This is a genomic window from Thalassospira indica, assembly GCF_003403095.1.
Classification (GTDB): Bacteria; Pseudomonadota; Alphaproteobacteria; order Rhodospirillales; family Thalassospiraceae; genus Thalassospira; species Thalassospira indica.
Genome location: NZ_CP031555.1, coordinates 407,197 through 433,062, shown reverse-complemented (window position 1 = coordinate 433,062; position 25,866 = coordinate 407,197). Strand labels below are relative to the sequence as shown.

Sequence of the window (25,866 nt, the reverse complement as noted above, 5' to 3'; positions counted from 1 at the left end):
CGGCCTTCTGATCAAAAACCTGCCTGATTATCGAAGCAAACTATTAAGGTCACTTGGCCCTTCAAGGAGATCCGCATTGGTGTCAGTGGCGGCGTTTTGATCGGGTTTCGGCAACCGGATCACAAATTCCGCCCCGTCGGTATAATCCGCGGACAAGGTCAGATTCCCGTTGAAATCATCCTGAATAAGTTTGCGACAGATCGGCAATCCCTGACCAGTTCCAACACCCCGTTCCTTGGTGGTGAAGAAGTAATCAAAGATGCGTTCCCGGATATTTTCGGGAACACCCGCGCCATTATCACGCAACCGGATATAGACATTGTCATCATCAGACGTCACCAAAAGATCGATGCGCCCGCGGCGCTGACCTGTTTCACGGATGGCTTGTGACGCATTGACGATCAGGTTGATCAGTGCTTGCGACAAGTGGTTTCTGCGCCCGCTGACTTCGGTGACATCCGACTGCATGACAACTTCCAGGTCGGCGATATGTTTGACCTGGTTGCGCGTCAGGGTAACGGCGGTATCGATTTCCTCGGCAATCGAAATCGGCTCCACGGCATCGGTCGTCGGATGGGCAAATTTGCGAATACCACGGACAATCTCGGCAATCCGGTTCAGGCCCTGAATGCTCTCGTCAATCGCCATCGGGACTTCTTCGATGATGAAGTCGATCTTGTCTTTATCAAGATTAAGCCGTGCCGGTTCATCGGGATTCTTGCGGTCAATCGCGCCAACCAGATCGGCGAAGCTATCGGACAAGAATTCAAGATTGTTCTGGATATATTGTGCCGGCGTGTTGATTTCGTGCGCAACCCCGCCGGCCAAGGTGCCAAGCGCATGCATCTTGGCGTAATCGGCGGCTTCCTCGATCACTTCCTGTTCCTGGCGCGCTTTTTGGGCGGCCATATCGGCGGCAAAGATTTTCTGGCGCTGGCGGATCATGAAAGTACCCAGCACTGCCATGACAACCACACCGACGAAAAACAGATAGGACAGTATCTGAATATCGGTTTTCACGACCGAGATATTGTTGGCGTTGTAAACCGAAACAAAGTTTGTTGTTCGTACCACCGCCTGTTGCAAAGAGTCGTTCATCGGCTCAAGCAAGCGATACAACGCGCTCAGCTTTTCCTCAGGATCGGTGATGGTCGCCAACGCCGCGTCGATCTTGTCGATCTGAAGTTCAAGCTGTTTGATTGTTTCGGCGACTTCCGGCACCGTAAACAGCACCTCGAACCCATCGCCATCACGCAGCAGGTAGACACGGCTGACCAGAATTTCATATTCCAGCAGGACGCGATCGACCACATCCTCAGACAAACCAATCCGGCCGATTGCAGCCTCGATGTCACGCTGCACGACAAGAAACTGACGTTGCACCTGAAACACCGCCCAAACGAAATTTTCGCGGTACTTGAACCGCTCGTCGTCAAGCTGGCGGACAATCTCAGTCGACAGAAATCCGTAAAGCACGACAAACAGGACCAATGCGATAAACATGGCCCTGCCTGACTGCTTGAACAGGAATGACTTAATTTGCTGCATCAACAGACTTTACCTGCCAGACGGAATAAGACCAATAGGTATCAGACTGAAACCGCTCGTCGGCGTCATAGGGGAAGATGACCCAGAATGGTCCCTTTTCGCGCACCGACATTTCGGCATCATTGAGGTGATAGGCCAGAATGGCACCATCATTGCGCAGAACATCCGCAGGCACCATTACGTTATAGTCGTTGAGTGCTGAAACACGCACGGTTTCCGCTGTCAGACCATAGGTGTCAAACAAGGTATCGAAGGCAACACCACGGAACTTCTGTACTCCGTCAGTCCACTGGGTCGAGGTATTGATCTCGGTGGCCTGCAGCTCCATCAGTTCCTCAAGCGAAACATGGACAGTTTCGCCATCAACCCTGGTCATCGACAATGTGCCACCCGCCAAAGACGGGGCGACATGAAATCCAATCAGTGCGATCACCATCGCAAACAGTTTAAGGGCGCTTTTCATCATTCTTTTCATGCTCCATCACACGATTATAAACAGTGGTTGCCAGCAATTGTTTTTCAATGCCTGTACCGGGAATTTTGACGCGATATCAATCAGCCAGATGCCTGAAGGGGTGTGATTGCGGTTTCTTCCCACTCTTCGAGTGACACCGGTACACCAAGGTGGAAACCTTGCAGTTCTGTAATCCCGTATACCCGCAGCCTTTCGACCACACCGGGGTTTTCGATACCCTTGGCGGAAATCGAAAGACCCATTTTCGAGCAGACCTGTGCAATCCATTCAACAAAGGCATCATCGAGAAAATCTGTCATGGTGCCACGCACCAGATCGCGATCAAGCTTGATGCCGGCAAAGACTTCCTGACGCAACAGATCAAGCGAATTGTTCCCCGATCCGAAATCATCAATCAGAAGCGCGATACCGCGTTCGCGCAAACGCGTGGCATTTGCCAGCATCTCAAGATCGTTGGACAGCAATTGGCGTTCGGGAATTTCATAGGACACGGTCACCCCGCGCATCCGCATCTTTTCATAGAAGCGAATGAGCAGCTCAAAGAATTGCGGTGTCTTCAGAGAAAACAATGACAGATTGACCGCAAGGTTGGCCTGATCGCCCATAAGCGCACGATAGCGCGGTGCCTGATCAATCATGATGGCCATCAACTGACTGCCAAGACGGTTGATCACCGGATTGTCCTGAGAGGCTTCGATGATCTCGTCGATGCCAAATTCCTTTTCAAGAGATGGCATGCGACACAGGACCTCTGCCCCGCACAAGCCAAGGTCGCTTGCACGAAAACGCGGCTGCAGGACGGTGTGGAAATCTGCCCGATCAATGGCGTTGTTGACCATCAGGGCCGTTGGGCCCGAAGAAACCTTTTTAACCACCACGCCGGTATTGAGAATACGGTCAATCGCTTCCTTAAGGACGGCGACCGATACCGGCTTGGCCAGAACGCGTGTCACCATGGCCTGATTGATCGCCTCACGCAGCGACAGGCTGGAGACGTTACCAGACAACAACATCCGGTTGATGCCGGGTGCCATGCGCGCTGACTGTTTGAGAAAGGAAATGCCGTCAATGTTCGGCATCACCAGATCGGCAATGATCAGGTCGGTCCGGTCGCGGTTTTGCGCCAGCCAATCCAGTGCAGCCTGCCCGTCTGTATGGGTGACGAATTCAAAGCAGCCCGACAGGGTACGACGTACCGCAGCCAGCAACTTTTCATCATCATCGACCATCAGAATGACGGGCCGTTGTTTATCAACCTGATCCATAAATGGACATCTCCGGAACGCGATCACCGCGGTAATCTTCTCAAGACAGCCCCGCCTGAATGCGTGCTATACAAATAGCGGAGCTTTGAACGTTCGCAGATTAGTGTCAGACTACCTTTCTCCAATATCCCCATTTGTGGAGGGCGCTTTTGATGACGGCCAAAAAGACGGTCCGGATTGCCTTTGTCGATGATGACGAAAATCTTCTGTCGTCTCATCGCCGCAATTTTGCCCGCCTGCGCCCGGACTGGGAGGGGGTCTTTGTCAATGACCCGATTGCCGCGCGTGATGCCATCATCGCCGATCCGGATGTTTCGGCAGTCATCCTTGATATCCACATGCCGGGCATGACCGGCCTTGAACTTGCCGCCGAACTGCGCAAAGCCCGCAAGGAATTGATCATTGTGATGCTGACGGGATATGCCGATCTGCAATCAGCACTGCTGGCGGTCAATGAAATCGGCGTCTTTCGCTTTTATCCCAAACCAACCATGCTTGAAACGATGCTTGATGACATCGAAACCGAGATCAAAAGCCGTCTTGGCCAAATTGAAGATACCCTGCCGACCGAGTTTCTCGATCTGTTTGAGCTGGGCGTGATTGCGGTTGACGAGACCCTGACCATCTTGCATCTCAATTCACAGGGTGCCGAGGTTCTCAGGCGGTCTTCACTGGTGCGGTCCGGCCCGCAGGGACGCCTGATCATTGACCCAAGCCCGGAAGGTCTGACGAAATTTCTTGTGCCGCCGGGCAAAACCGTTCCACGCAGCCATCAGAGCTTCTCGCTTGAACGTGACGGTGAAAAGCTGTCGCTTCTTATTCGCCGGGTCCCCAAAAAAGCCGATGGCAAACAAAGCTTCATGATCATTCTGGTCGACCCGGCCCAGCAGCGCCCGCCAGCGGTTGACGATCTGATGGATCTGTTTGGCCTGACCCGATCCGAAGCCAAACTGACCCAAAAACTGGCCGAGGGGCTGGCCCTTGATCAGGCCGCAGAACTGGTCGGAATCTCGCATTCTTCGGCACGGACGTATCTTAAGACCATCTTCTCGAAAACCGGTGTGAACCGACAGCCGCAACTGATGAAAACGGTGCTTTCAAGTATTCCGTCCTTGCGCTAACGCACTGTAAATTAGTGCTTAAACAACGTCATCCGACCAAAGACCCACACCATAAAAACTTGAAAACGCCGCCAATACATCTACCCTGAGTTAATAAGCACAGGGTCTTGAATGCTGGGGTGGGGCACAGGAGTTGACTGGACATAGCGACACATCAGAACCGTCGTCAAAACCGTCCTGGGCCTGTCATCGGTCGATGTCCGACCATAACCGATCTGTCAAACGGACATGCGATATTCTGTTTGCCGGGATCGGGTTGCTGGTGCTTTTCCCTGTTCTGATGATCATTGCGGTCTTGCTGTTCGGATCTGGCTTTCACAATCCGCTGTTTTTGCAAAAACGGGTAGGCCTTGAGGGTCGGATCTTTGTCATTTTCAAGTTCCGGACTTTACGCGATCGCACCTGCCGCCCACTTTCTGCATGCGGCTTGCGATTTGCAGAAACGCTCAGTTCCATTTTGCGTATCACCGGACTTGATGAATTGCCGCAATTCATCAATGTGCTGCGTGGCGATATGTCGCTGGTCGGGCCGCGGCCGCACAGTCTTGCCGATCACCATCGATTTGCCCAACGCATTCCCGATTATGCCGCCCGGCTTGCGATAAAGCCGGGCATGACCGGTTGGGCGCAAATTCAGGGCTGGCGCGGCCCGGTCTTCAGCGATGATCACTTGCAGGCGCGCATTGCCTGCGATCTTGAATATATCCGCCGCCAAACCCCTTTGTTTGATTGCGCCATTCTGATCCGCACGATTGCCCTGCCCTTCAGAACGCAGGCGCGATATCGGGCGCAACGCCAGCCCCACCGCGCGCTCAAACCCTGTCTTGATCGTGACCGGCGGCTGGTGTAATGCGTAAATTCGTGATGTCCGCCGCACTGCTCTGTGCAAATGTCGTGGCCCCCGCCGCCGCAATGGAAAACCCCGATGACGCTGGTGGCATTCGTCTTGGCCGAATTTTGGCAACCCCGTCGGTTGAATTCGGCACGCGATATGACAGCAACATATTTCAAAGCGATGCCAATCCGACCGCAGATGTCATCACAACCTTGACCCCGCGCCTGACCCTGCAGGGCGATTGGCGGGTTTTTCGCCTGCATCTCGCCGCCGGTGGCGAGCTTGGCTTTTTTGCCAACTCATCTAGTGATGACTATCAGGACATTGAGCTCAGCACTGCGGGCAGCCTCGATCTCGGTGCGACATCCGTTGAAGGCGGGGTTCAGCTTAAACGCGCCCATGACCCACGCGGCAGTAACGATGTCCCGACCAGTGCCACAGAGCCCGTGATTTACCGTGATGTCAGCGCCCAGATTGGCGGTCGCCATATGACCAACGGCCTTCATTACGAATCACAGTTTGCACTTCGCCGTCTTGATTTTGACGACAGCACCGCGCGCAACGGATCACTCATCCGCAATGATGATCGTGATCGCCTTGAACTGCGCGAGACGCTCCGCATTCTGTGGCCGCTTGATCTTGGGCGTGAGGCGTACGGCGAAGTCACGTTTAACCAGCGACAATATGACCGCACCCCCGATGATGGTGGTCGCATCCGCGATTCAGCCGGCTATCAAGTGCTGGGCGGCATTCGCCTTGATCTGACCGATCTGATTACGGCCGATCTGGCGGCAGGCTGGATGAACCAAACCTATGCCGACCCGGCCTTTGGCGATATCGGGGATTATACCTTGCGCGGCGATTTCGACTGGTCGGTCACCCGCCTGACCAATATCGCGTTCAATGCCGCGCGCACTGTGCGCGAAACGACGCAGACCGGCGCCAGTGGCATTCTGGCCTTTGAGGCAGGAGCAGGTATTTCCCATGAACTGCGCCGGCGACTGACCGTTTCACTCAGTGCTGACTATAGCGCAGAAACCTTCCAACAGACCACGCGGCGTGACAACACCAGTCGGTTTGGAGTTGGCATTCGCTATGAACTTAATCGCCTTGCCCGGATCGAGGGTGGCCTCGCCTACGACCAGCGAAACTCAAACAGCGCGGGTGAAGATTATGAACGCCTGCAAAGCCACATCCGCCTCAAGCTGGAGATGTAAATGACCACACCAAAGCCACGCTTGTTCAATGGCTTGCGCACCGTACTGATCACTATGCTCGCCTTGATCGCAATGATGGTAACGGCAAAGGCACAGACCATCTATGTCATGGACAGCGGCGATACGGTGCGGGTCACGGTGTTTGGCGAACCGGACCTGTCGGGCGAATTCAAGGTTGATGCCATGGGCCGGCTCAACCTAGCACTGATCGGGCCGGTAAGCGTGCGCAACCTCACCACAGATCAGGCGCGCCAGAAAATCCATGACGCCTATCTGGATGGCTATTTGCGTCATCCCGATATTGCTGTCGAAATCATCGCCTTTCGCCCGTTTTTCATCATGGGGGAAGTCAATCAACCGGGATCCTATGATTATGTGCCCGGCATGAATGTGCTCAATGCCATCGCGGTCGGTGGCGGGCTGACCTATCGCGGGGATGAGGATGACATCGAAATCCTGCGTGGTCATGACGCGTCGCGCGTCGTTATCCCGGCAACGCTCGCCACCATCGTCATGCCCGGCGACATCGTGCGCGTGGCCGAAAGGTACTTCTAAATCACTGCAAAATAGCGGCTTTCCAGCACAATCCACTGTGCATTTTCGTTCAGAACGCAGGGGTTTTAGAACTGCTCCATATATCGTCGGATTTTCCGCTATTTTCTGGATCAACCATCTTTACCTGCGCCTGTTTTCCATGATGAAATCGCGCTCACGCCATCAAGAGATGGCAAACAGATAAAAACTAAAACGATTTTGCCCCACGCAACGGAGTTCACGAAACATGTCCGGGAAAACAGAAACGCGCCATGGCGGACGCATTCTGGTCGATCAACTGGCCCTGCACGGGGCCGAACGCGTCTTTCTTGTTCCGGGCGAAAGTTACCTCGCAGTGCTCGATGGGCTTGTCGATCATCCCGACATCGATCCGATCATCTGCCGTCAGGAAGGCGGGGCCGCCATCATGGCAGAGGCCTATGGCAAGCTGACCAATAAACCCGGCATTTGCATGGTCACCCGTGGCCCCGGTGCAACCAACGCATCAGCCGGCGTGCATGTCGCCCATCAGGACAGCACGCCGATGATCCTGCTGGTCGGGCAGATTGGGCGTGACATGGTTGATCGCGAAGCGTTTCAGGAAGTCGATTACCGCAAAATGTTTGAACCGCTTGCCAAGTGGGTCGGACAGATCGATGACATCAACCGCATCCCGGAATATATCAGCCACGCCTATCACATCGCGACATCCGGTCGCCCCGGCCCGGTGGTGTTGGCGCTTCCTGAAGACATGCTGTCTTCAAGCGCCGAAGTACCTGATGCCAAGCCCTACGTCCCGATTGAAGCCAAAACAGCACCTGAAGATGTCTCTCGTTTCCGTGACGCTCTTGCGAAATCCGAAAAGCCGGTCATGATCGTTGGTGGTGGTGGCTGGACCCGTGAAGCGACTGAAAACCTTAAATCGTTTGCAGTTCGTAACAATGTACCGGTGGCGACCAGTTTCCGCTGTCAGGACTATATCCCCAACACCCATAGCCACTTCATTGGTGATGTCGGCATTGGCATCAACCCGAAGCTGGCCGAGCTCATCAAGGACAGTGATCTTGTGATCCTCGTCGGATCGCGCATGGGGGAAATGACCAGCAGCGGCTATAGCCTGCTGGAAATCCCCTGCCCGAAACAGAAACTGGTCCATGTTTATAGCGGCCCGGATGAACTGGGCCGGGTCTATCGCCCGGATGTCGCGATCAATGCATCGCAGCGATCCTTCCTGCGCGCCATCGCCATGATGGAGCCGGTGGATGGTAGCGCCCGCGACGAGATGATCGAAACAGCACACGCCAACTACATCGCCTTTTCCACCCCGGTCGAAACACCGGGCGATGTCAAAATGGCGCATGTGGTGGCGGAACTGCGTGAAAAACTTCCCGATAATGCGATTGTCACCAATGGGGCGGGCAACTACGCCGCCTTTTTGCATCGTTTCTTCCGCTATCGCGAATATCGCACCGAACTGGCGCCAACATCAGGGTCGATGGGTTATGGGCTTCCGGCTTCGGTCTCAGCCAAGCTCGCCCATCCGGATCGCCCGGTGGTCTGTCTTGCCGGTGATGGGTGTTTCTTGATGCACGGGCAGGAATTTGCCACCGCCGTGCAATATGGCGCCAATATCATCACGCTGGTGGTCAATAATGGCATGTTTGGCACCATCCGCATGCATCAGGAACGCAACTATCCCGGCCGCGTTTCAGGCACCGAACTGCACAACCCGGATTTTGCCGCCTACGCCAAGACGTTTGGCGGATACGGTGAAACCGTCACAAAGACCGAGGATTTCGGCCCCGCCTTCGACCGCGCAGTCGCCTCAGGAAAACCGGCCATCCTTGAAATCCAGGTTGATCCACAGGCGCTTACCCCGATCAAAACCCTTGATCAGATCCGCACGGGCACCTAAGACCGCATAATTGTTTGGAAAATGCAATAAGCGAGATCAGCGTCCGGGAATGCCGATCTCGCCGCTTTCCAGTCCTGCTTTCAGGGCATCGACCGCAACGGCCAATTTCTGGTCAATCACATGCAGATAGGCCGTCCAGTCCGAGAGCTTGGAAAGCTCTTCCTTGCCATCGGAAATCCCGCGCAAACCAATCAGCGGCACATCAAACTTGTGGCACGCCCGCAGGATGGCAAAACTCTCCATATCGACCATGTCGGCATCAATCACGTCATAGGCCGCACCCGACACCACATTGGCCCCGGTCGACAACCGCGCTTCGGGGATACCGGGAATGCGTAACGCCATCTCGATCTCGGCGGGCAAATCGACAAACGGCGTGCAGCCCTTCTCAAAACCCAGAACCGATGCATCCATATCGCGATACGATACCGAAACGGCCTGATAAACCTCGGCCTGTTCAAGCGTGCGCGATCCGGCTGATCCCAATGTCACCACAAGATCGGGCAAATCATCCGACAGCTTCAATTCGGTCAGTGCCGCGGTCAGATTGATCGCAGCCTCCACCGGCCCAACCCCGATCATCAAGGGCGTAAACCGCTCCTTGAGGTGATCGCCATATTCCGCCGGTGCCGCCATACAAAACAGCACGTTATGACCAGAAAGATTGTGAAGGTAGCCGCGCATTACTCAGAACCATTTAGATAAATTTATTACGTTAGCTATATAAGATATTTCTCTTTGCATAAGCCAATATCGAATTTTACGATCCACCAAATACGGCGGCATGCATTTTTTCGATAAGAGAAGTATTTAGCTCGATACCCTCTTTTGAACCCTGTTTAGTTAACCAGACGCCATCTCCTCTTTTCGCCTCATCACTAATGCAATACGGAGCGATGAATGATCTACCCAATTCATCAACAACATTAAAAAAGACACAAATATACTTTGAATGAAATTTTGGTTTCTTTGGTTTCGGGATTTCTGGGACCTCCCAGACAGGCGGTATAATTGTCGGCTCCAACCCAGACATCGAGAAGGAAAGGTTTGCATTTTGTTTATCCGACCACCGCACAGCACTGAATTCCGCAAACTGACCAAATGACTTGTAAATCAACACAGGTTGAGCGAAATTAAGCCTTCCACTTTTTGACTTTGTATCAAATGAAAAATCAATATTTAACTGAGTATAGCTTGGAATGTTTTTAAAACGATATTTATCCCAAACGACGATATCGTAACAAAAACCGAAGCCCTGCTGCAAAGGAATTCCATGCCTTGCTTCTATGGTTAACAACTTCGATATAGTGGCAAGTGAAGAGACATATGCCTCTTCAACTTGGGAAAATCCATCACCACTTGCTGTCGTCCCTCTATTATTTAAAAAACCTAAAAAACCCTCGGCGCCACTCCCCTCAGTTTCTTCCTCATCAAAGAAAACCTCTTTCCCGTAACTAGACCACCAAAAAGGCCGTGGGCTTTCTTCTACAATCCATCCCAAGACACGAAGTTCTTTACCCACATTCTCCCGAAACACGTAGTTTTTAAAAAAATCAATCAGGTTCTGGTTTTTGACCCCTTTTCTCCTAATAAATCTTTTTAAATCAGGTAGTAATTGTTCAGCACGAAATTTGCTGCCAGCCCAAGCCACAACTAACTTGTTATCCAATATATGAACTTTCCGGCAAAAGCCCGAAATAGCCTGCTTTAATGGCGGCAGTTTTTCTGCCGTGGGCACTGGTTTTGAAACCACACCTGGCTCAGAGGTAGTGATAAGGCTGTCACCGACTATTACCGGAACTCCGCCCACGTTGAACGCTGATATAACTGTCACGACCGTTGTCCTCGAAGATACCTACACAACCTTCAAACTATCGTGACCGCTATGATCGGTGAGGATCAACTCTTAATGAGCTAAAGTAAAGGTGGGGTCGTCCATTGAAAATTGGCGCACCCGACAGGATTCGAACCTGTGGCCTTCGCCTTCGGAGGGCGACGCTCTATCCAGCTGAGCTACGGGTGCGCAATATGTGGGGCCATGACTGAAATATGTGGCCCGAGTGCGATGGGTGATACAGGTTTTGGCCTGAACGGGCAAGGGTTTTCGAACCCGTTTGTGGCCTCAATCATCACCGACACCGGTTAAGGTAACCTTGGCGCGGCATAGCCGCAATCAGCTTTCGACATCGCGGCGTTCATACGGGTCACGCACCACCCAGGTGCCATCCCATTCGCGGTCCTGTTCGCGCCGCTCAAGGCGCTCCATCCGGTTCATCATCAGCTGTGCGGCAAAGTCGCTGTCATCAAACGCGATGACTTCTTCATAAAGCGGCCGGGCCGCATCGAAATTGCCGTCACGGTAATGCGCCATGGCGGTTTCGTACTTGCTGCGCCATTCACGCCGTTCTTCGGAAAGCTGCCCGCCCTGCGCCAGTACTTCGTACAGGAAAACGACTTTTTCGGTACCGAGTAGCACCACATGATCAAGGTCGCGCATCTCGACCTCACCCGACGCCATGCTGGCCGTTTCGTGCGAAGCCAGAATTTGCGTGCCATAGACCCGGTTGGCCTTTTCAAGGCGGTTGGCATAGTTCACGCAATCGCCGACCACGGTATAGGCACGTGATTTGTCTGTGCCGATGGACCCCACCACGACCTCGCCGGTTGCAATGCCAACACGGATTTCAAGGCCGTGATCGCCGATCAGTTCGGCATATTTGGTCTTAAGCGCGTTAAAGCGTGCGACCTGTTCAAGGGCGGCCTGACAGGCATGTTTGGCATGGGCCCCTTCGCCGCAGAAGGGCGGACCCCAGAAGCCGATCACGCGGTCGCCGACAAAGTTGTCGATAATCCCACTTTGATTGGCAATCGGTTCGGTCATCGCCGTCAGATAGTCATTGAGGAAATCAACAAGCTTTTCCGGCGGCGTATGTTCGGCCAGCCAGTCAAACCCCGTCAGATTGACAACACTGACCGTCATCACGCGCTTTTCGGAATTCTCGAGTGCTGTTTCCTGATTGATCAGGTTGTTGATGACCTTGGGGTCGACATATTTGCCAAAGCGTTCGCGCATCCTGAACCGCACGCGGAGTTCGCGCGTCATGCGGTTAAAGGCATCAGCCAACCGGCCAAAATCACCCTTGGAGCTGAATTCAAGCTTGGTATCAAGCTTGCCCGACTGAATGGAATTCAACGCACTCGTGGTTTTGCGCACGGCAACCACCACCGCATGCGCCATGTAATAGGCCAACGAAATCCCGATAATGACGGCCGCCAGCATCATGATGAATTCGGCCTGGATCAGGAAGTCTTCGCGCTTGGAAACGTTCTCAACCGTTTGCGCGGCGTAGTCTTCGAGAAGCCGGATTTCATTGCGCAGGTTGAGCACAATAATCCGATGCAGGCCGCGCACGGTGTTTTCCTGTGACCGGGCATCGGCAAGATTACCTGCCCGCACCTGATCAAGCAGGCGTTCAACGCCCAACGAAAACTGTGCCGATACATCGGCGAATTCCCGCATGCGCACATCAAGATCAAACAGCACACCCTCGTCAAAGTGACCGGATGCCTGCGCCCGACCAAGGGCAGCAAAGGTAAAGGATTTGCGGAAGGCCTGTTCGATCTGGGTTTGTTTGGCTTCGATTTCGATCTCGATGCCATTCAAAAGCGATGTCTGCGGTCCGTCACTTTCGACCACCCGCATGTAACGATCAATCAGCGAAATCTGTTCAAGCTGGCGCGCACGCACATCGGAAAGGGAATCCTTGACCGGCGTGACGTAACGCGACACCGCCTCAAGATCGCCATTGATGCCAAGGGACTGGATCACGGAGAAACCGGTGGCCACAACGAGCCACACGACAAAAAAGGCCGCGACACCCAGGAACTTCGCCCGAATGGTCCTTAGCATGCCGGTCCTGATCCTCCGGTTAAGTGATGGTGCATCATCAATTGCTGCTTGGCATATCGGAACGAAACAGCGGTTCGACAACCTGCATAATGCCTTGCAACTCTTTAAAAAAGGCTACCTGATCATTGATTGAGGGTCAAAAAGCAATCAGTTGCTGGTGCAGGAATAATTTTTCCGATCCTCGCTATCGACAACCCAGCGCCGAATATCCTCGATCACCACCGGCCCGTTCAGATCCCGCAACAACATGTGATACCCTGTCGAATAAAGGCAGCGATGATAGACAGGCAGACCAAGGCTGGACAGTTCATCATCAAGCGCCGCAACGGCCTCAGGCGGGATCACTTGATCCTGCATGCCCGACAGCAAAAGCGTCGGCAAAGATATATCCCCGGCCCGAACGCGCGCCAGATCCATGATATCGGCAACACCGGCAAGCAGATCGACCCGGACTGAAGACATCATGTGCGGGTCACGCGACAGCCGACGCAACATTTCGATATTGTCCGACGGCCAGATATCAAGCCCCCGCCCGGTCAGCGGCAACCATGGCAGGCTGTGCGACAGGATCGAAAGTGGCGCGGTCTGATACCATGGCATCATGTCGCGGTTCCAAACTGCCGGTGCCACCAAAACCAGGCCATCCATCAGATGCCCGCGGGTTGCGGCGGTAATGATCGCCACCGCGCCGCCCATCGAATTCCCCAGAAGGTAAATCGGTGTGTCAGGATATCGGGCGCGTAACAGCGTCAATGCATCGCTGGCATCATTGACCAGGCTCGCCGTGCCCGCCCAGAACGGACGGGCAGACGTACGACCAAAGCCCCGCTGATCATAAGCAAAGATCGCGATGCCCTTCGGGCCGACCTGTTCACCCAGCTCCATAAAGGCATTGGCATAATCTCCCATCCCGTGCAGCGCCAGGATCACCGCATCGGGATCTTCAAGATTGCCCCAGCTTTGCAACGGCAACTCCATCCCATCAGCCGCAACAAAAACGTCTGGCCCAAGCACGGTCTGGGCAATCGGTGGTCCCGCCGGGCGAACGGTTGGCGCACAGGCACTTACCATCCCGGCAAACAACAACATCGCACAGAGGCGGACAACGGGGCGCAAAAAACACGGTGACAAAGTGGTGACCAACCCTACGCAGGAAACACAGACACTCAATGAAGATTATAATGCGTTCGCCCGCAAGGTATTGTCACACATTACAGATTCCAATCAGGCACACGGGTTATTGAGGAAATTCTGGTTTAAGGTTTAACCAATCGGCCCAATCTAGTAGAACTACAGCAGGTTCAGCGGGTTTTTTAATCCAATGACAGACGCAGACATTGGGTATTTTGCCTTGTTGCCATATCGATCGTTCCACACGTTTTCCAACGAAAGGATACGACCATGAGCATGAAAGAAGCTTACGAGAAAAAACTGGAAGCCCAACTCAATGAGTGGAGTGCCCAGATTGACAAGCTTAAGGCGCAGGCTGATGCGGCAGAAGCTGATGCACAACTGCAATATCATAAACAAGTCAAAGAGCTCCGCGCCATGCAAGACGAGGCCGAGCAGAAGCTGCGAGAATTGCAAAAATCAAGCGATACCGCCTGGCAGGACCTGAAAGCTGGCATGGATAACGCTTGGGACTCGATTGAAGCCGCGATGAAGATGGCCTCTAGCAGGTTCAAGTAGTCGAGCGGGTCAAGATCAAGCCCGTAATCAAAGAAAACCCCGCAAGTATTTCTGCGGGGTTTTGCATAATATCACTGGTACGCGCTTTTTCAGGCAGCTTTGCCTGCGCGTTGCTTGTTATTGTCACGCGTCAGCATCAGGAAGATGTCTTCAAGATCGCCTTCCTCGGTCGACAGATCCTTGATCGCAAGGCCACAGCCATGGATCGCCTCGAGGATTTCCGCCATCTGGGTGTTGCTTGGGCGGTAATGAAGCGCGATCTGGTTTTCCGATTTAAGCTCTGCCCCCCAAGGCGACAGGGCGTCTGGTACAGCGTTCAGTTCGTTGTTCACGGTCAGAACCAGCGTCTTGTGATCAATCCGGCGCAGCAGGCTGCGCTTGTCTTCATGGGCAATGACATTGCCCTGATTGATGATCGCAATCTCGTCACAGAGTTCTTCGGCTTCTTCAAGGTAATGCGTGGTCAGAACAATCGTGACGCCCGCTTTGTTCAACTCCTTGACGTAAGCCCAAAGCTGCTGACGCAGTTCGATATCCACACCGGCCGTCGGTTCATCAAGAACCAGAACGGGCGGCGTATGGACCATCGCCTTGCCGACCAGAAGACGGCGACGCATCCCGCCCGAAAGCGACCTTGCGTACGAGTCTGCCTTGTCGGCGAGTCCGATGGCGGCAAGAATCTCGTCCGTGCGGCGTTCGGATTTCGGCACGCCATAGAGGCCGGCCTGCAATTCCATCACCTGACGCGGGGTGAAAAATGCATCCAGATTAAGTTCCTGCGGCACGATCCCGATGGAGCAACGGGCAGCGCGCATCTGGGTCTCGATATCATTGCCCCAGATTTTCGCCGTACCACTGGTCTTGGTGACAAGACCGGCCAAAATGTTGATAAATGTAGACTTTCCGGCACCGTTAGGGCCCAGCAGGGCAAAAAACGAGCCGCGCGGGATCTTGAGCGAAACGTTATCAAGGGCGAGTTTTTCGCCGTTTGACCCCTTATAGACCTTTGTCAGCCCCTCGACTTCGATGGCATAGTCGGGCATTGCAGTCATATGTCTGTGATCTCCACTCTTTTCCGCGTCGCCTGTTTGCGCTAAGACCATGAGGCGCCATGCGCACGCGGAAGTATTGATTGAATATGCCCAATCGGTATCATTCCCGGGAAACCGGGGTCAATGCTGTCCACGCTGCGCGGCCAATCCCGATGGTCATACAAGCCAGAAACTGGCAAACTTGGAACTGGATATATGAAGATCACCGAAGAAATCAAAGTCGGCACGCTAAATATTGCCTGTGACGGCGGAAAAGGTCACCTTGGGCACCCGACCGTTTACCTTAATCTTGAGGAAAAAGGCGAGGTGGTCTGCCCGTATTGCTCGAAAAAATATATCTTCGACAAATCCTTGGCCGAGCACGCAGCCCACTAATCCAATACGCACATTTTTAGGTACAGTATGGGCCAGACCCTGCCGGTCCTTGCGAGCAGGTGGTCTGGCAGACCATATAGTGGCACCTAATTTGTACCTGCCTATGCTGTCGTGAACGCCATCACGGCCAATCCACGGGGAACTTCCATGACGTCTTCTGCACCTAACAGCTTTCGCGCTCTGCCCGATCCGGACGGGCATTTCGGCAATTTTGGTGGACGCTTTGTCGCCGAAACCCTGATGCCGCTGATCCTTGAGCTGGAACAGGCCTACAAGGACGCCAAAGCAGACCCCGCGTTTAAAAAAGAGATGGATTACTATCTCCGTCACTATGTTGGCCGTGAAAACCCGCTTTATTTCGCCGAACGCCTGACCGAGGAACTCGGCGGTGCAAAGATCTATTTCAAGCGCGAGGACCTTAACCATACCGGCGCGCACAAGATCAATAACTGCATCGGCCAGATCCTGTTGGCCAAGCGCATGGGCAAAACCCGTATCATCGCCGAAACCGGTGCCGGTCAGCATGGCGTTGCGACCGCGACTGTCTGTGCACGCTTTGGCCTGCCCTGCACGGTCTATATGGGTTCGAAGGATATCGAACGTCAGTCGCCCAACGTTTTCCGCATGCGCCTTCTGGGCGCTGAGGTCAAACCGGTCGTTTCCGGTTCGAACTCGCTCAAGGATGCGATGAACGAGGCGCTGCGTGACTGGGTCACCAATGTCGAAGATACCTTCTACATCATCGGGACGGCTGCTGGCCCGCACCCGTATCCGGAAATGGTTCGTGATTTCCAGTCGGTGATTGGCAATGAATCGCGCAAACAGATCATGGAAGCCGAAGGCCGCCTGCCTGATCAGGTGATTGCATCGGTTGGCGGCGGTTCGAACGCCATTGGCCTGTTCCACCCGTTCCTTGATGACAAGGGTGTCGAGGTTGTCGGCGTCGAGGCGGCTGGCCACGGTGTTCATACCGGCAAACATGCCGCAAGCCTTTCGGCTGGCAAGCCGGGCGTTCTGCATGGCAACCGCACCTATTTGCTGATGGATGATGATGGTCAGATCAAGGAAGCCGATTCGATTTCGGCCGGTCTCGATTATCCCGGCATCGGGCCGGAGCATAGCTGGCTCAAGGATATCGGTCGTGCGCGTTACGAGCCGATCACGGACAAGGAGGCGCTTGAAGCCTTCAAACTCTGTTCGGAACTCGAAGGCATCATTCCGGCCCTGGAATGCAGCCACGCGATCGCGCAGATCATGAAAGAAGCCCCGAAAATGGGCAAAGACAAGATCATCCTCATGTGTCTGAGCGGCCGGGGTGACAAGGACATCTTTACCGTGGCCGAAGCACTGGGAGTAGAATTGTGAGCGACGCTATCATCGGCGGCAAAGACCGCATCGAAAAACGTTTTGCCAAGCTCAAGGAAGAAGGCCGTGCCGGTCTGGTAACCTTTATCACCGCAGGCGATCCAGATCCTGAAACCTCGTTTGAAATCCTCAAACAGCTGCCGGAAGCCGGTGCAGATATCATCGAACTGGGCATGCCGTTTACCGATCCGATGGCCGATGGCCCAGCGATTCAGGAAGCATCACTGCGCGCGCTTGCCGCAGGCATGCATATGCGCAAGACCCTGTCGATTGTGCGTGGCTTCCGCGATCAGGATCACGAAACGCCGATCATTCTGATGGGCTATTACAACCCGATCTATATCTATGGCGTTGCCGAATTCCTTGAAGATGCGCGCAATGCCGGGGTTGATGGCCTGATTGTTGTTGACCTGCCGCCTGAAGAAGATGCAGAGCTTTGCATTCCAACCGTGGAAAAGGGCCTGTCCTTTATCCGCCTGACAACGCCGACCTCTGATGACAAGCGTCTTCCGAAACTTGTTCAGAATACCTCGGGCTTTGTTTACTATGTCTCGGTTGCCGGTGTGACCGGTGCCGGATCGGCCAGCAATGACCAGATTGTGGAGGCCATGGGCCGCCTGCGTCGTCATACCGATCTTCCGATTGCGGTCGGGTTTGGTATCAAGACCGCAGCCCAGGCAGCCGACGTGGCAAAACAGGCCGATGCCGCAGTCGTCGGTTCGGCAATCGTATCAAAAATTGCCGAAAGTCTTGACGAAAACGGCAAGGCCACCGATAAGACCGCCTCTATGGTTACCGGCCTTGTAAGTGAACTTGCAAACGGGGTCCGAAACGCGCGCAAATAGATGGCGCTGCGTTTGAAAGAACCGATATAGACAGAACCAAGGATCAGTATCCGATATGTCGTGGCTGACTGAATTCGTCCGTCCAAAGATTCAGAAACTTGTTCGCCGCACTGATGTGCCCGAAAATCTCTGGCACAAATGCAAATCCTGCGAACAGATGATCTTCCATCGCGATCTGGCAAAGAACAATCATGTTTGCCAGCATTGCGGTCATCACATGCGGATTTCCGCCAAGGAACGGCTCGAAACCCTGTTTGATGGTGGCAAGTACCAGACCATCGAACTGCCCAATGTTCCGGTCGATCCGCTGAAATTCCGCGATCAGAAAAAATATACCGAACGCCTCAAGGCCGCCCAGGCCAAAGCAACCTTCAAGGATGCGCTGGCTGTGGCCCATGGCGAAGTCGGTGGTCATCCGACCGTGATTGCCGTTTTCGATTTCTCCTTTATGGGTGGATCGATGGGCATCGCCGTTGGCGAAGGCATCGTTGCAGCGGCTGAACTTGCCTGTGTGCAGGATGCGGCCCTGATCGTTGTTCCGGCATCGGGTGGCGCGCGTATGCAGGAAGGCATTCTCAGCCTGATGCAGATGGCACGCACCACGGCTGCGATTGAAAAGGTCAAGGAAAAGGGTCTGCCCTATTTCGTGCTCCTGACCGATCCGACCACCGGCGGTGTTTCGGCATCCTTTGCCATGCTGGGTGATATCCAGATCGCAGAACCGGGCGCACAGATCGGCTTTGCCGGGCGCCGCGTGATCGAAAGCACCATCCGCGAAAAGCTGCCCGATGACTTCCAGACGGCCGAATACCTTCTGGAACATGGCATGGTAGATATGGTGGTACCGCGTTCGGAACTGAACGCGACCTTTGGCCGCCTGATCGATATGATCCGTCGCACCAAACCGGGTGCGGCTGTGGTGCCGATCAAGGACGCCAAGTCCAAATCGACCAAATCCAAAACTCCGAGTGCGGATAAATAACTTGGCGGGCAGCGACGCAATCCTTGCTCGCCTTGGCAAGCTGCACCCGAAAGTCATCGATCTTTCGTTAGGGCGGATTACCCGGCTGCTTGAAAAGCTGGGCAATCCGCACCTTTCACTCCCCCCCGTCATTCATATCGCCGGCACGAATGGCAAGGGATCGACCCTTGCCTATTTGCGGGCAATCTATGAGGCGGCGGGACTTCGGGTGCATTGCTCCACATCCCCGCATCTGGTGCGTTTTCATGAACGCATCACCCTTGCCGGCCAGATGATTTCCGAAGAAGCCCTTTGTGATCTTCTGGAAGAAGTTGAGGCGGTCAATGCCGGGGAATCGATTACTTTCTTTGAAATTACCCAGGCCGCGGCGTTCCTGGCGTTTTCGCGGGTTCCGGCCGATGTCCTGTTGCTTGAAACCGGGCTGGGTGGCCGTGTTGATGCATCCAACGTCATCGATAAACCCGCCGCGACCGTGATCACGCCAATCTCGCTTGATCATCAGGGCTTCCTTGGTGACACGATTGCCAAAATCGCGTTCGAGAAGGCCGGGATCATGAAAACCGGCGTCCCCTGCATCACAGCCCCACAAAGCCTTGAGGCGTTTAATACGCTGGCCTGTCACGCCAACCGCATTTCGGCCCCGATCTTCAATGATTTCGAGGTCACCCAGGAACGCGAAGACGGCTTTACCATCCGCATCCGGACCGAGCAGATCGATCTGCCGCACCCTGCCCTGCCAGGACGCCATCAATATACCAATGCCGCCACCGCGATCGCCACCGTGCGCAAGGCCGGAATTCGTGGCTGTGACGGCAAGGATACCAATATCCTTGCCCGTGGTCTTGAAACCGCAAGCTGGCCCGCACGGCTACAGAAACTTACCAAAGGCCCGCTGTGTGACGCATTGCCCGATGGCTGCGATCTGATTTTGGATGGTGGCCACAACATTGCCGCGGCCGAGGCGATTGCCGACTGGCTATCGCGCCAGCCCGCTGGCGATACCGTTGTCATCATGGGCATGCTTGATAACCGCGATGCGGAAGCCTTCCTGAAGCCGCTTGCAACGCATATCACCGCCTTGGCCGGCGTCCCGATCCCTGGCGAACATCAGGCACATCTGCCAGAAACCCTGCGCGATGCGGCAATTGCCAGTGGCATTTCCCCGGCATTTTCCTGTGACGGGTTCGAAGCAGCCATTACCCCGCTTCTTGATGCCTGCCGCACCACGAAACGGGTGCTGATTTTGGGCTCGCTCTATCTTGCGGGCCTGGTTCTGGAAAAACACGCCTGATCAAGCGTATATGCGAACTTTCTCAATCAGTGCTATAATATCGCCGTCTGACAAGGCATGCCCGGCATCATTCAACGCTATCTGATCTGCCTGCGGGAAGTGCTGTAAATAGGTTTCGCAATGCGCAAACCCGACAATCTTGTCGTCTTTGCTGTGACAGAAATGCATTGGTCTACACCCGGCGAGCACAGCTTGCTCATCCTCCGTCAGCGAAAAATCCGTTACTTCCCAGTCTTCCAGTCCCCAAAACGGGGCAGCGATGCTAAAGACCGCCGCAAAGCGATTGCTATCGCGCCAGATTTCCGGATTTCGCGCCAGATATTGCAAGATGGACGACCCGCCAAGTGAATGGCCCATCAATACGGCCCCTGATCGTGCCTGTGAAACCGTCTTTGCGATCTCGGCCAACCACCCATCTATGTCCGGGCGTTCCGGGTCGGGCATCAAAGGGGCGATGATGTGAAACTTGTCGCCAAGTGCTTCTTCCAGCCGCGAAATCAGTCCGGTGCTGCCGTTGTTGCCGCCTTGCGGACCGGCACTGTGGATAAAAACCAGATCACGTAACACAGCCATGATGCCCTCCGTCGTTTAGAAATCGGTCATCAGAACACATGCAATCAGACGTCGGGCAATCAAACGTCAGGCAGTTCAATCTTGCGCCGTGCTGAGCCCCTTGCCGGACCATCACCGCCATCTGTACGACGCAAACGCAGATTGCCCGCCGTATTCTGTCGGCGACGATCGCCCTGGACAAGTGGTGGCAAACCTCTGTCACCCGCAGCATCGCCATCATTTGCAACTTGGGCCGGATCACCGTGTTTGGCAGCTTCGCGTTTGACCTTGCGCCCGGTAATCCAGGTGTAGCCCAGAATATAAAGCAAAAATCCACCCACCCCGACGGTCAGGGTCAGGAACTGCAACACCGGCAGGAAACTGCCAAAAATCATCCCGCCGCCATAGATCATGAAGATACAAAGGGCAGCCACCGGCGCCAAAGCCAGAAAGAAGATGCCACGCACCTTGTGGCGGATCGGGCCGTAATGCATCAGCATCGCATAGAATAGATACATCAACGCGACAAACACCACGAGTTTGATCAACAAGACGAAGTGATCAAAGTTGGCAAGGCGTTGATTGCGTTCATAAATGCCAAAGACAACGAACAGGCCATGGACGATCAGGCCAAAAGTGCCAAAGGTCAGGATAAAGCGCAGCCATGCAGTGACGCTAAAAAAGCTGCGCCATCCACCACCGTTCGCATTGCGACGGTCTTTCTGCTTTTTGCCTTTCCGGGTGGCGAGCTTCATGTCATCTGAAAGCTCACGCGCCGGACCTGCAGTTTCGACGCCGATGCCTTTTGGCAAAAATTCCGGCTTGCTCGTTTTCCGGGCCACGAACCCGCTCTCCCATGTCCCTTGGGATGAAGTAATCCGCTACCATAGCAATCCCGGGGCAAGCTGATAAGCACAAAGAAGAATGATGCCAAAAAACCCGGAAAATGAGGGTTTTAGCAATATTGTTATGGTTTCGAAATGATATCTGGGCCGCGCAAGCTTACCCTTGGCATTCGCAAGCGCAAAACTGTCAGCAGCCTTGGTTGTTTTTGCCTGTTTACGGCAGGCGGCACTCGACTTACAGGCCGGGATCGGGCATTCTTCCGGCCAATCTTTTAACGAGTATAAGAGCACGAGACGCATGACAGATTCCGCCCCGTCCAGCACCGGTTCGTCCGCCGACAAATCCCCGCGTCGCGTCGTTCTGGTTGACGGTTCCGGCTTTATTTTCCGCGCCTTCCACGCCCTGCCACCGATGACGAGCCCCGATGGCACGCCGGTGAATGCGGTCTATGGCTTCTGCACCATGTTGATGAAGCTGCGCGAAGATACCAAACCAGACCATATGGCGGTGATCTTTGACACCAAGGGCAAGTCGTTCCGCAACGACTTCTATCCCGACTACAAGGCCCATCGTCCGCCGCCCCCCGAAGAACTGGTACCGCAGTTTGGCCTGATCCGTGATGCGACCCGTGCATTTAATCTGCCCTCCATCGAGCTTGAAGGTTTTGAGGCCGACGATCTGATCGCGACCTATGCCCGCCAGGCCGAGGCAGAAGGTTCTGACGTGATTATCGTGTCTTCGGACAAGGACCTCATGCAGTTGGTCACCGATCGGGTGCAAATGTTTGATGCGATGAAGAATCGCACCATCGGCGCTGCCGAAGTTCTGGAAAAATTCGGCGTTTCCCCGGACAAGGTCATTGACATTCAAGCACTTGCAGGCGATTCCGTCGATAACGTCCCAGGTGTGCCCGGTATTGGCATTAAAACCGCCGCCCAACTTATTGATGAATATGGTGATCTTGATTCTCTACTGGAACGCGCAGGCGAAATCAAACAGCCCAAGCGCCGCGAGAAACTCATCGAAAATGCCGAGCTTGCCCGTATTTCGCGCAATCTGGTGACGCTGAAAACCGATGTCCCGGTAGTCGAACCACTCGGTGACTTCGAATTGCGTGAACCCGATCCGGAAGTTCTTTTAAGCTTCATCGCAAGTCACGGCTTTAAATCATTGATTTCTAAAGTAAAGTCGAAATTCGGCGGCGATGTTGAATTTGACAGCCCGACGGCGGCCGGTGTTGGCGTCAATGATATCAAGGTCGAAAAGGCTGAATATGAACTGGTGCAGGATGAAGACCGCCTAAAGCACTGGATTTCCGAGGCCGAATATCTGGGTACCGTCGCGGTCGATACCGAAACCACGTCACTTGATGCCCATACGGCCAAACTGGTCGGTGTTTCACTTTCGACCGAGCCGGGCAATGGCTGCTATATCCCGCTTGGTCATGTCAGTGGCGAAGCACAGGGCGGCTTTGATTTTGGCGACAATCCCGCCGACAGCCCAAGCAACAGCAAGGACGCGCCGAAGCAAATCAAGCTTGAGCGCGCGATTGAGCTGCTCAAACCGCTGCTTGAAGACCCCGGTGTGCTGAAGGTCGGTCAGAACCTGAAATACGATATGATCGTTCTGGCCCGCCATGGCATCAAGGTCGCGCCCATGGACGATACCATGGTGCTTTCCTATGTGCTTGATGGCACCAGCCACGGGCACGGCATGGATGAACTGGCTGAGCTGCATCTGGATTACAAACCGATTTCCTTCAAGGATGTCTGCGGCAGTGGCAAGACCCAGATCACCTTCGATCAGGTCCCGCTCGACAAGGCGCTTGATTACGCGGCCGAGGATGCCGATATCACGCTGCGCCTGCATCGGTTGCTCAAACCCCGCATCGCGCAGGAACATATGGCCAGCGTCTATGAGACGCTTGATCGTCCGCTGGTGCCGGTTCTGGCCGAAATGGAAGGCCTCGGTGTTAAAGTCGATGCCGAGATCCTTAAAAACCTGTCCGAAGACTTCGCCAAACGCATGGCCGCCCTTGAGGAAACCATTCACGAAATGGCGGGCGAGCCGTTTAACCTTGGCAGCCCCAAGCAGCTTGGCGAAATCCTGTTTGACAAGATGAGCCTGCCCGGCGGCAAAAAGACCAAAACCGGCGCATGGCAAACCGGGGCAGATGTGCTTGAAGCCCTTGCCGCCCAAGGCCATGACCTGCCAGCCAAGCTTCTGGAATGGCGTCAGCTTTCCAAGCTCAAAAGCACTTATACCGACGCGCTGGCGCACCATATCAACCCCAATACGGGCCGCGTGCACACCAGTTACGGGCAAACCAACGTCAATACCGGGCGTTTGTCATCGAATGACCCGAACCTGCAAAACATCCCGATCCGAAGCGAGGAAGGCCGGAAGATCCGCACAGCCTTTATCGCCGAGCCCGGTCACAAACTGATTTCTGCCGACTATTCGCAGATTGAATTGCGCCTTCTGGCCCACGTGGCCGAGATCGACGCCCTGCGCGAGGCGTTTAAAAACGGCGAGGACATCCACGCCGCAACCGCATCGAAGGTGTTTGGCGTCCCGATCAAGGGCATGGACCCGATGGTCCGTCGCAAGGCCAAGGCGATCAACTTCGGCATCATTTACGGCATCTCGGCCTTTGGTCTAGCCAACCAGCTCGGCATCGCCCAGAAGGAAGCCAAGGAATTCATCGAAGCCTATTTCGAGATTTATCCCGGCATCCGCGATTACATGGACGAGGCCAAGGAATTCGCCAAAAAGCACGGCTTTGTCCGCACCCTGTTTGGTCGCCATATCCATATCAACGGCATCAACGACAAAAACGGCATGCGCCGAAGCTTTGGCGAACGTGCCGCGATCAACGCGCCGATTCAGGGCGGGGCGGCTGACATCATCAAACGCGCGATGATTGCAGTCCCGAACGCGTTGCTGGATGCCGGGCTTAAAACCCGCATGCTGCTTCAGGTCCACGATGAATTGATCTTTGAGGCCCCGGAAGACGAAGCCGAAAAAGCGATCAAGACCATCCGCGAAGTCATGGAAAACGCCGCCCACCTGTCGGTGCCGCTGATTGCCGATGCCGGCATCGGGGATAGCTGGGCCGACGCGCACTAGTACTTAGGCGTATATCAAACGCAAAAGCCCCCGCTGCAACACTCTGCAGCGGGGGCTTTTTTTTAACGGATCAGCTTTGACGTTCTGGGCGCTTAAAGTCCCAAAACTTCACGCATGGAATAAAGCCCCGGCGCCTTGCCTTCGGCCCATTTAGCGGCGCGAACCGCGCCCTTGGCAAAGACTTCGCGTGACGATGCCTTATGGGTGATCTCGATCCGCTCGCCCTCGCAGGCAAAAATAACCGTGTGATCACCAACCACGTCACCGCCGCGTAGTGTTGCAAAGCCGATGGTGCCGTCTTCACGCGCACCTGTGTGGCCATCGCGGGAACGGACCGCAACATCATCCAGATTAACCCCACGCCCCTTGGCTGCGGCTTCACCCAAGCCAAGCGCGGTACCCGACGGCGCATCGACCTTGTGTTTGTGGTGCATCTCAACGATTTCGATGTCGGCGACATCCTTATCAAGGATACTTGCCACCTTCTCGACCAATGCGAAGGCAAGGTTCACACCGACACTCATATTGGGCGCAAAGATGATCGGGGCCTTCTTGCCAGCAACTTTCAACTCGTCCTTCTGATCGTTCGAAAGCCCGGTGGTGCCGATCACAAGGATGGTGCCGGTTTCTGCCGCCAGTTTCGCGTGTTTCATGGTCGCTGCCGGGGCGGTGAAATCGATCACCGCATCGACCGCTTCAAACAGTGCTTTGGGATCATCGCCGACGACAACGCCGCTTTCTTCCAGACCGGCGATCAGGGTGACGTCCTTGCCGATGAACGGGCTCCCGGGCAGGTCGGTACCACCCCCGACTTCACAGCCCTTGGTCTTGGCCGTTTCATTGACCAACATCCGCCCCATACGGCCAGCACATCCAACAATCCCGATCTTCATTTCCGGTCTCCTCCGGGCAAGCAAATT

At 54.6% G+C, this 25,866-nt stretch carries 24 protein-coding genes and 1 tRNA gene; 12 read left to right on the top strand and 13 right to left on the bottom strand.

The window, feature by feature from the left end:
• Nucleotides 1-27 precede the first annotated feature (27 nt).
• The 3 genes from DY252_RS02080 to DY252_RS02070 form a co-directional block, all read right to left on the bottom strand.
• Complete coding sequence (locus tag DY252_RS02080; RefSeq protein ID WP_231959641.1) at nt 28-1,548, bottom strand: sensor histidine kinase; 1,521 nt, start codon at nt 1,546-1,548, stop codon at nt 28-30.
• Nucleotides 1,535-2,014 (bottom strand): putative pterin-binding protein, encoded by a 480-nt coding sequence (locus DY252_RS02075; protein ID WP_231959642.1) that lies wholly within the window; start codon nt 2,012-2,014, stop codon nt 1,535-1,537. Before DY252_RS02075 ends, DY252_RS02080 begins: the two co-directional genes overlap by 14 nt.
• 89 nt (nt 2,015-2,103) lie before the next feature.
• Nucleotides 2,104-3,288, bottom strand: a complete 1,185-nt coding sequence (locus tag DY252_RS02070; RefSeq protein WP_064787850.1) for an EAL domain-containing response regulator — start codon at nt 3,286-3,288, stop codon at nt 2,104-2,106.
• A gap of 152 nt (nt 3,289-3,440) precedes the next feature.
• Between DY252_RS02070 and DY252_RS02065 the strand changes: the two genes are divergently transcribed.
• The 5 genes from DY252_RS02065 to DY252_RS02045 all read left to right on the top strand — a co-directional run bounded on the left by DY252_RS02065 (nt 3,441) and on the right by DY252_RS02045 (nt 8,910).
• Nucleotides 3,441-4,409, top strand: a complete 969-nt coding sequence (locus DY252_RS02065) for a DNA-binding response regulator (RefSeq protein WP_064787851.1) — start codon at nt 3,441-3,443, stop codon at nt 4,407-4,409.
• A 196-nt stretch (nt 4,410-4,605) separates the two neighbouring features.
• Nucleotides 4,606-5,259 carry a sugar transferase gene (locus tag DY252_RS02060; protein ID WP_064787852.1) on the top strand — a complete coding sequence of 218 codons (654 nt, stop codon included), beginning with the start codon at nt 4,606-4,608 and terminating at the stop codon, nt 5,257-5,259.
• Complete coding sequence (locus DY252_RS02055) at nt 5,259-6,461, top strand: outer membrane beta-barrel protein (protein ID WP_064787853.1); 1,203 nt, start codon at nt 5,259-5,261, stop codon at nt 6,459-6,461. Before DY252_RS02060 ends, DY252_RS02055 begins: the two co-directional genes overlap by 1 nt.
• Nucleotides 6,462-7,016, top strand: coding sequence for a polysaccharide biosynthesis/export family protein (locus DY252_RS02050; RefSeq protein WP_064787854.1), 555 nt, complete (start codon nt 6,462-6,464; stop codon nt 7,014-7,016).
• Between the two features lie 226 nt (nt 7,017-7,242).
• Nucleotides 7,243-8,910, top strand: coding sequence for a thiamine pyrophosphate-binding protein (locus DY252_RS02045; RefSeq protein WP_064787855.1), 1,668 nt, complete (start codon nt 7,243-7,245; stop codon nt 8,908-8,910).
• 36 nt (nt 8,911-8,946) lie between these two features.
• Here DY252_RS02045 and DY252_RS02040 read toward each other — a convergent pair whose 3' ends face one another.
• The 5 genes from DY252_RS02040 to DY252_RS02020 all read right to left on the bottom strand — a co-directional run bounded on the left by DY252_RS02040 (nt 8,947) and on the right by DY252_RS02020 (nt 13,909).
• Nucleotides 8,947-9,594: a 5'-methylthioadenosine/S-adenosylhomocysteine nucleosidase gene (locus DY252_RS02040; RefSeq protein WP_064787856.1), complete on the bottom strand. Its 648-nt coding sequence runs from the start codon at nt 9,592-9,594 to the stop codon at nt 8,947-8,949.
• A 76-nt stretch (nt 9,595-9,670) separates the two neighbouring features.
• Nucleotides 9,671-10,744: a hypothetical protein gene (locus DY252_RS02035; RefSeq protein WP_129542663.1), complete on the bottom strand. Its 1,074-nt coding sequence runs from the start codon at nt 10,742-10,744 to the stop codon at nt 9,671-9,673.
• Between the two features lie 112 nt (nt 10,745-10,856).
• Nucleotides 10,857-10,933, bottom strand: a tRNA-Arg gene (locus DY252_RS02030).
• A gap of 150 nt (nt 10,934-11,083) precedes the next feature.
• Nucleotides 11,084-12,820 (bottom strand): adenylate/guanylate cyclase domain-containing protein, encoded by a 1,737-nt coding sequence (locus DY252_RS02025; RefSeq protein WP_008888665.1) that lies wholly within the window; start codon nt 12,818-12,820, stop codon nt 11,084-11,086.
• Between the two features lie 147 nt (nt 12,821-12,967).
• Nucleotides 12,968-13,909 (bottom strand): alpha/beta hydrolase, encoded by a 942-nt coding sequence (locus tag DY252_RS02020; RefSeq protein ID WP_064787858.1) that lies wholly within the window; start codon nt 13,907-13,909, stop codon nt 12,968-12,970.
• A gap of 312 nt (nt 13,910-14,221) precedes the next feature.
• Here DY252_RS02020 and DY252_RS02015 point away from each other — a divergent pair, with 312 nt between their 5' ends.
• Nucleotides 14,222-14,509, top strand: coding sequence for a sll1863 family stress response protein (locus tag DY252_RS02015; protein WP_064787859.1), 288 nt, complete (start codon nt 14,222-14,224; stop codon nt 14,507-14,509).
• 89 nt (nt 14,510-14,598) lie between these two features.
• Here DY252_RS02015 and DY252_RS02010 read toward each other — a convergent pair whose 3' ends face one another.
• Nucleotides 14,599-15,561 carry an ABC transporter ATP-binding protein gene (locus DY252_RS02010; protein ID WP_064787860.1) on the bottom strand — a complete coding sequence of 321 codons (963 nt, stop codon included), beginning with the start codon at nt 15,559-15,561 and terminating at the stop codon, nt 14,599-14,601.
• Between the two features lie 195 nt (nt 15,562-15,756).
• Here DY252_RS02010 and DY252_RS02005 point away from each other — a divergent pair, with 195 nt between their 5' ends.
• The 5 genes from DY252_RS02005 (at nt 15,757) to DY252_RS01985 (ending at nt 20,419) form a co-directional block, all read left to right on the top strand.
• The gene (locus DY252_RS02005) at nt 15,757-15,936 is read left to right on the top strand and encodes a zinc-finger domain-containing protein (RefSeq protein ID WP_064788282.1); all 180 of its coding nucleotides are present in this window, start codon (nt 15,757-15,759) and stop codon (nt 15,934-15,936) included.
• A gap of 147 nt (nt 15,937-16,083) precedes the next feature.
• Entirely contained in the window at nt 16,084-17,301 is a 1,218-nt protein-coding gene (gene trpB, locus DY252_RS02000; RefSeq protein WP_064787861.1) for a tryptophan synthase subunit beta, read from the top strand.
• Nucleotides 17,298-18,146, top strand: coding sequence for a tryptophan synthase subunit alpha (trpA, locus tag DY252_RS01995; RefSeq protein ID WP_064787862.1), 849 nt, complete (start codon nt 17,298-17,300; stop codon nt 18,144-18,146). Before trpB ends, trpA begins: the two co-directional genes overlap by 4 nt.
• A gap of 55 nt (nt 18,147-18,201) precedes the next feature.
• The gene (gene accD / locus DY252_RS01990; RefSeq protein WP_064787863.1) at nt 18,202-19,128 is read left to right on the top strand and encodes an acetyl-CoA carboxylase, carboxyltransferase subunit beta; all 927 of its coding nucleotides are present in this window, start codon (nt 18,202-18,204) and stop codon (nt 19,126-19,128) included.
• Between the two features lies 1 nt (nt 19,129).
• Complete coding sequence (locus tag DY252_RS01985) at nt 19,130-20,419, top strand: bifunctional folylpolyglutamate synthase/dihydrofolate synthase (RefSeq protein ID WP_082923362.1); 1,290 nt, start codon at nt 19,130-19,132, stop codon at nt 20,417-20,419.
• Here DY252_RS01985 and DY252_RS01980 read toward each other — a convergent pair whose 3' ends face one another.
• Genes DY252_RS01980 through DY252_RS01970 form a run of 3 tightly spaced genes read right to left on the bottom strand, consistent with a single transcriptional unit; the run spans nt 20,420 to nt 22,116 of the window.
• Nucleotides 20,420-20,992 carry an alpha/beta hydrolase gene (locus DY252_RS01980; RefSeq protein ID WP_064787865.1) on the bottom strand — a complete coding sequence of 191 codons (573 nt, stop codon included), beginning with the start codon at nt 20,990-20,992 and terminating at the stop codon, nt 20,420-20,422.
• Nucleotides 20,993-21,051: 59 nt separating this feature from the next.
• Nucleotides 21,052-21,813 (bottom strand): hypothetical protein, encoded by a 762-nt coding sequence (locus DY252_RS01975; RefSeq protein ID WP_129542662.1) that lies wholly within the window; start codon nt 21,811-21,813, stop codon nt 21,052-21,054.
• A gap of 39 nt (nt 21,814-21,852) precedes the next feature.
• The gene (locus DY252_RS01970) at nt 21,853-22,116 is read right to left on the bottom strand and encodes a hypothetical protein (RefSeq protein ID WP_129542661.1); all 264 of its coding nucleotides are present in this window, start codon (nt 22,114-22,116) and stop codon (nt 21,853-21,855) included.
• Between DY252_RS01970 and polA the strand changes: the two genes are divergently transcribed.
• Nucleotides 22,115-24,946, top strand: a complete 2,832-nt coding sequence (polA, locus tag DY252_RS01965; RefSeq protein ID WP_064787867.1) for a DNA polymerase I — start codon at nt 22,115-22,117, stop codon at nt 24,944-24,946. The genes DY252_RS01970 and polA overlap by 2 nt on opposite strands.
• A gap of 92 nt (nt 24,947-25,038) precedes the next feature.
• Here the strand turns inward: polA and dapB are convergent, their stop codons facing one another.
• Entirely contained in the window at nt 25,039-25,839 is an 801-nt protein-coding gene (dapB, locus tag DY252_RS01960) for a 4-hydroxy-tetrahydrodipicolinate reductase (protein WP_064787868.1), read from the bottom strand.
• Between the last annotated feature and the right edge of the window lie 27 nt (nt 25,840-25,866).

What these genes read in the sequence shown, in the direction of transcription:
- DY252_RS02005 (WP_064788282.1), top strand. Translation starts at nt 15,757, where the DNA reads ATGAAGATCACCGAAGAAATCAAAGTCGGCACGCTAAATATTGCCTGT.
- DY252_RS02040 (WP_064787856.1), bottom strand. Translation starts at nt 9,594, where the DNA reads ATGCGCGGCTACCTTCACAATCTTTCTGGTCATAACGTGCTGTTTTGT.
- dapB (WP_064787868.1), bottom strand. Translation starts at nt 25,839, where the DNA reads ATGAAGATCGGGATTGTTGGATGTGCTGGCCGTATGGGGCGGATGTTG.
- trpB (WP_064787861.1), top strand. Translation starts at nt 16,084, where the DNA reads ATGACGTCTTCTGCACCTAACAGCTTTCGCGCTCTGCCCGATCCGGAC.
- DY252_RS02050 (WP_064787854.1), top strand. Translation starts at nt 6,462, where the DNA reads ATGACCACACCAAAGCCACGCTTGTTCAATGGCTTGCGCACCGTACTG.
- DY252_RS02065 (WP_064787851.1), top strand. Translation starts at nt 3,441, where the DNA reads ATGACGGCCAAAAAGACGGTCCGGATTGCCTTTGTCGATGATGACGAA.
- DY252_RS02070 (WP_064787850.1), bottom strand. Translation starts at nt 3,288, where the DNA reads ATGGATCAGGTTGATAAACAACGGCCCGTCATTCTGATGGTCGATGAT.
- DY252_RS01980 (WP_064787865.1), bottom strand. Translation starts at nt 20,992, where the DNA reads ATGGCTGTGTTACGTGATCTGGTTTTTATCCACAGTGCCGGTCCGCAA.
- DY252_RS02020 (WP_064787858.1), bottom strand. Translation starts at nt 13,909, where the DNA reads ATGTTGTTGTTTGCCGGGATGGTAAGTGCCTGTGCGCCAACCGTTCGC.
- DY252_RS02075 (WP_231959642.1), bottom strand. Translation starts at nt 2,014, where the DNA reads ATGATGAAAAGCGCCCTTAAACTGTTTGCGATGGTGATCGCACTGATT.
- DY252_RS01970 (WP_129542661.1), bottom strand. Translation starts at nt 22,116, where the DNA reads ATGCGTCTCGTGCTCTTATACTCGTTAAAAGATTGGCCGGAAGAATGC.
- DY252_RS02015 (WP_064787859.1), top strand. Translation starts at nt 14,222, where the DNA reads ATGAGCATGAAAGAAGCTTACGAGAAAAAACTGGAAGCCCAACTCAAT.
- DY252_RS02025 (WP_008888665.1), bottom strand. Translation starts at nt 12,820, where the DNA reads ATGCTAAGGACCATTCGGGCGAAGTTCCTGGGTGTCGCGGCCTTTTTT.
- DY252_RS02060 (WP_064787852.1), top strand. Translation starts at nt 4,606, where the DNA reads ATGTCCGACCATAACCGATCTGTCAAACGGACATGCGATATTCTGTTT.
- DY252_RS02080 (WP_231959641.1), bottom strand. Translation starts at nt 1,548, where the DNA reads ATGCAGCAAATTAAGTCATTCCTGTTCAAGCAGTCAGGCAGGGCCATG.
- DY252_RS02045 (WP_064787855.1), top strand. Translation starts at nt 7,243, where the DNA reads ATGTCCGGGAAAACAGAAACGCGCCATGGCGGACGCATTCTGGTCGAT.
- polA (WP_064787867.1), top strand. Translation starts at nt 22,115, where the DNA reads ATGACAGATTCCGCCCCGTCCAGCACCGGTTCGTCCGCCGACAAATCC.
- DY252_RS02010 (WP_064787860.1), bottom strand. Translation starts at nt 15,561, where the DNA reads ATGACTGCAATGCCCGACTATGCCATCGAAGTCGAGGGGCTGACAAAG.
- accD (WP_064787863.1), top strand. Translation starts at nt 18,202, where the DNA reads ATGTCGTGGCTGACTGAATTCGTCCGTCCAAAGATTCAGAAACTTGTT.
- DY252_RS02055 (WP_064787853.1), top strand. Translation starts at nt 5,259, where the DNA reads ATGCGTAAATTCGTGATGTCCGCCGCACTGCTCTGTGCAAATGTCGTG.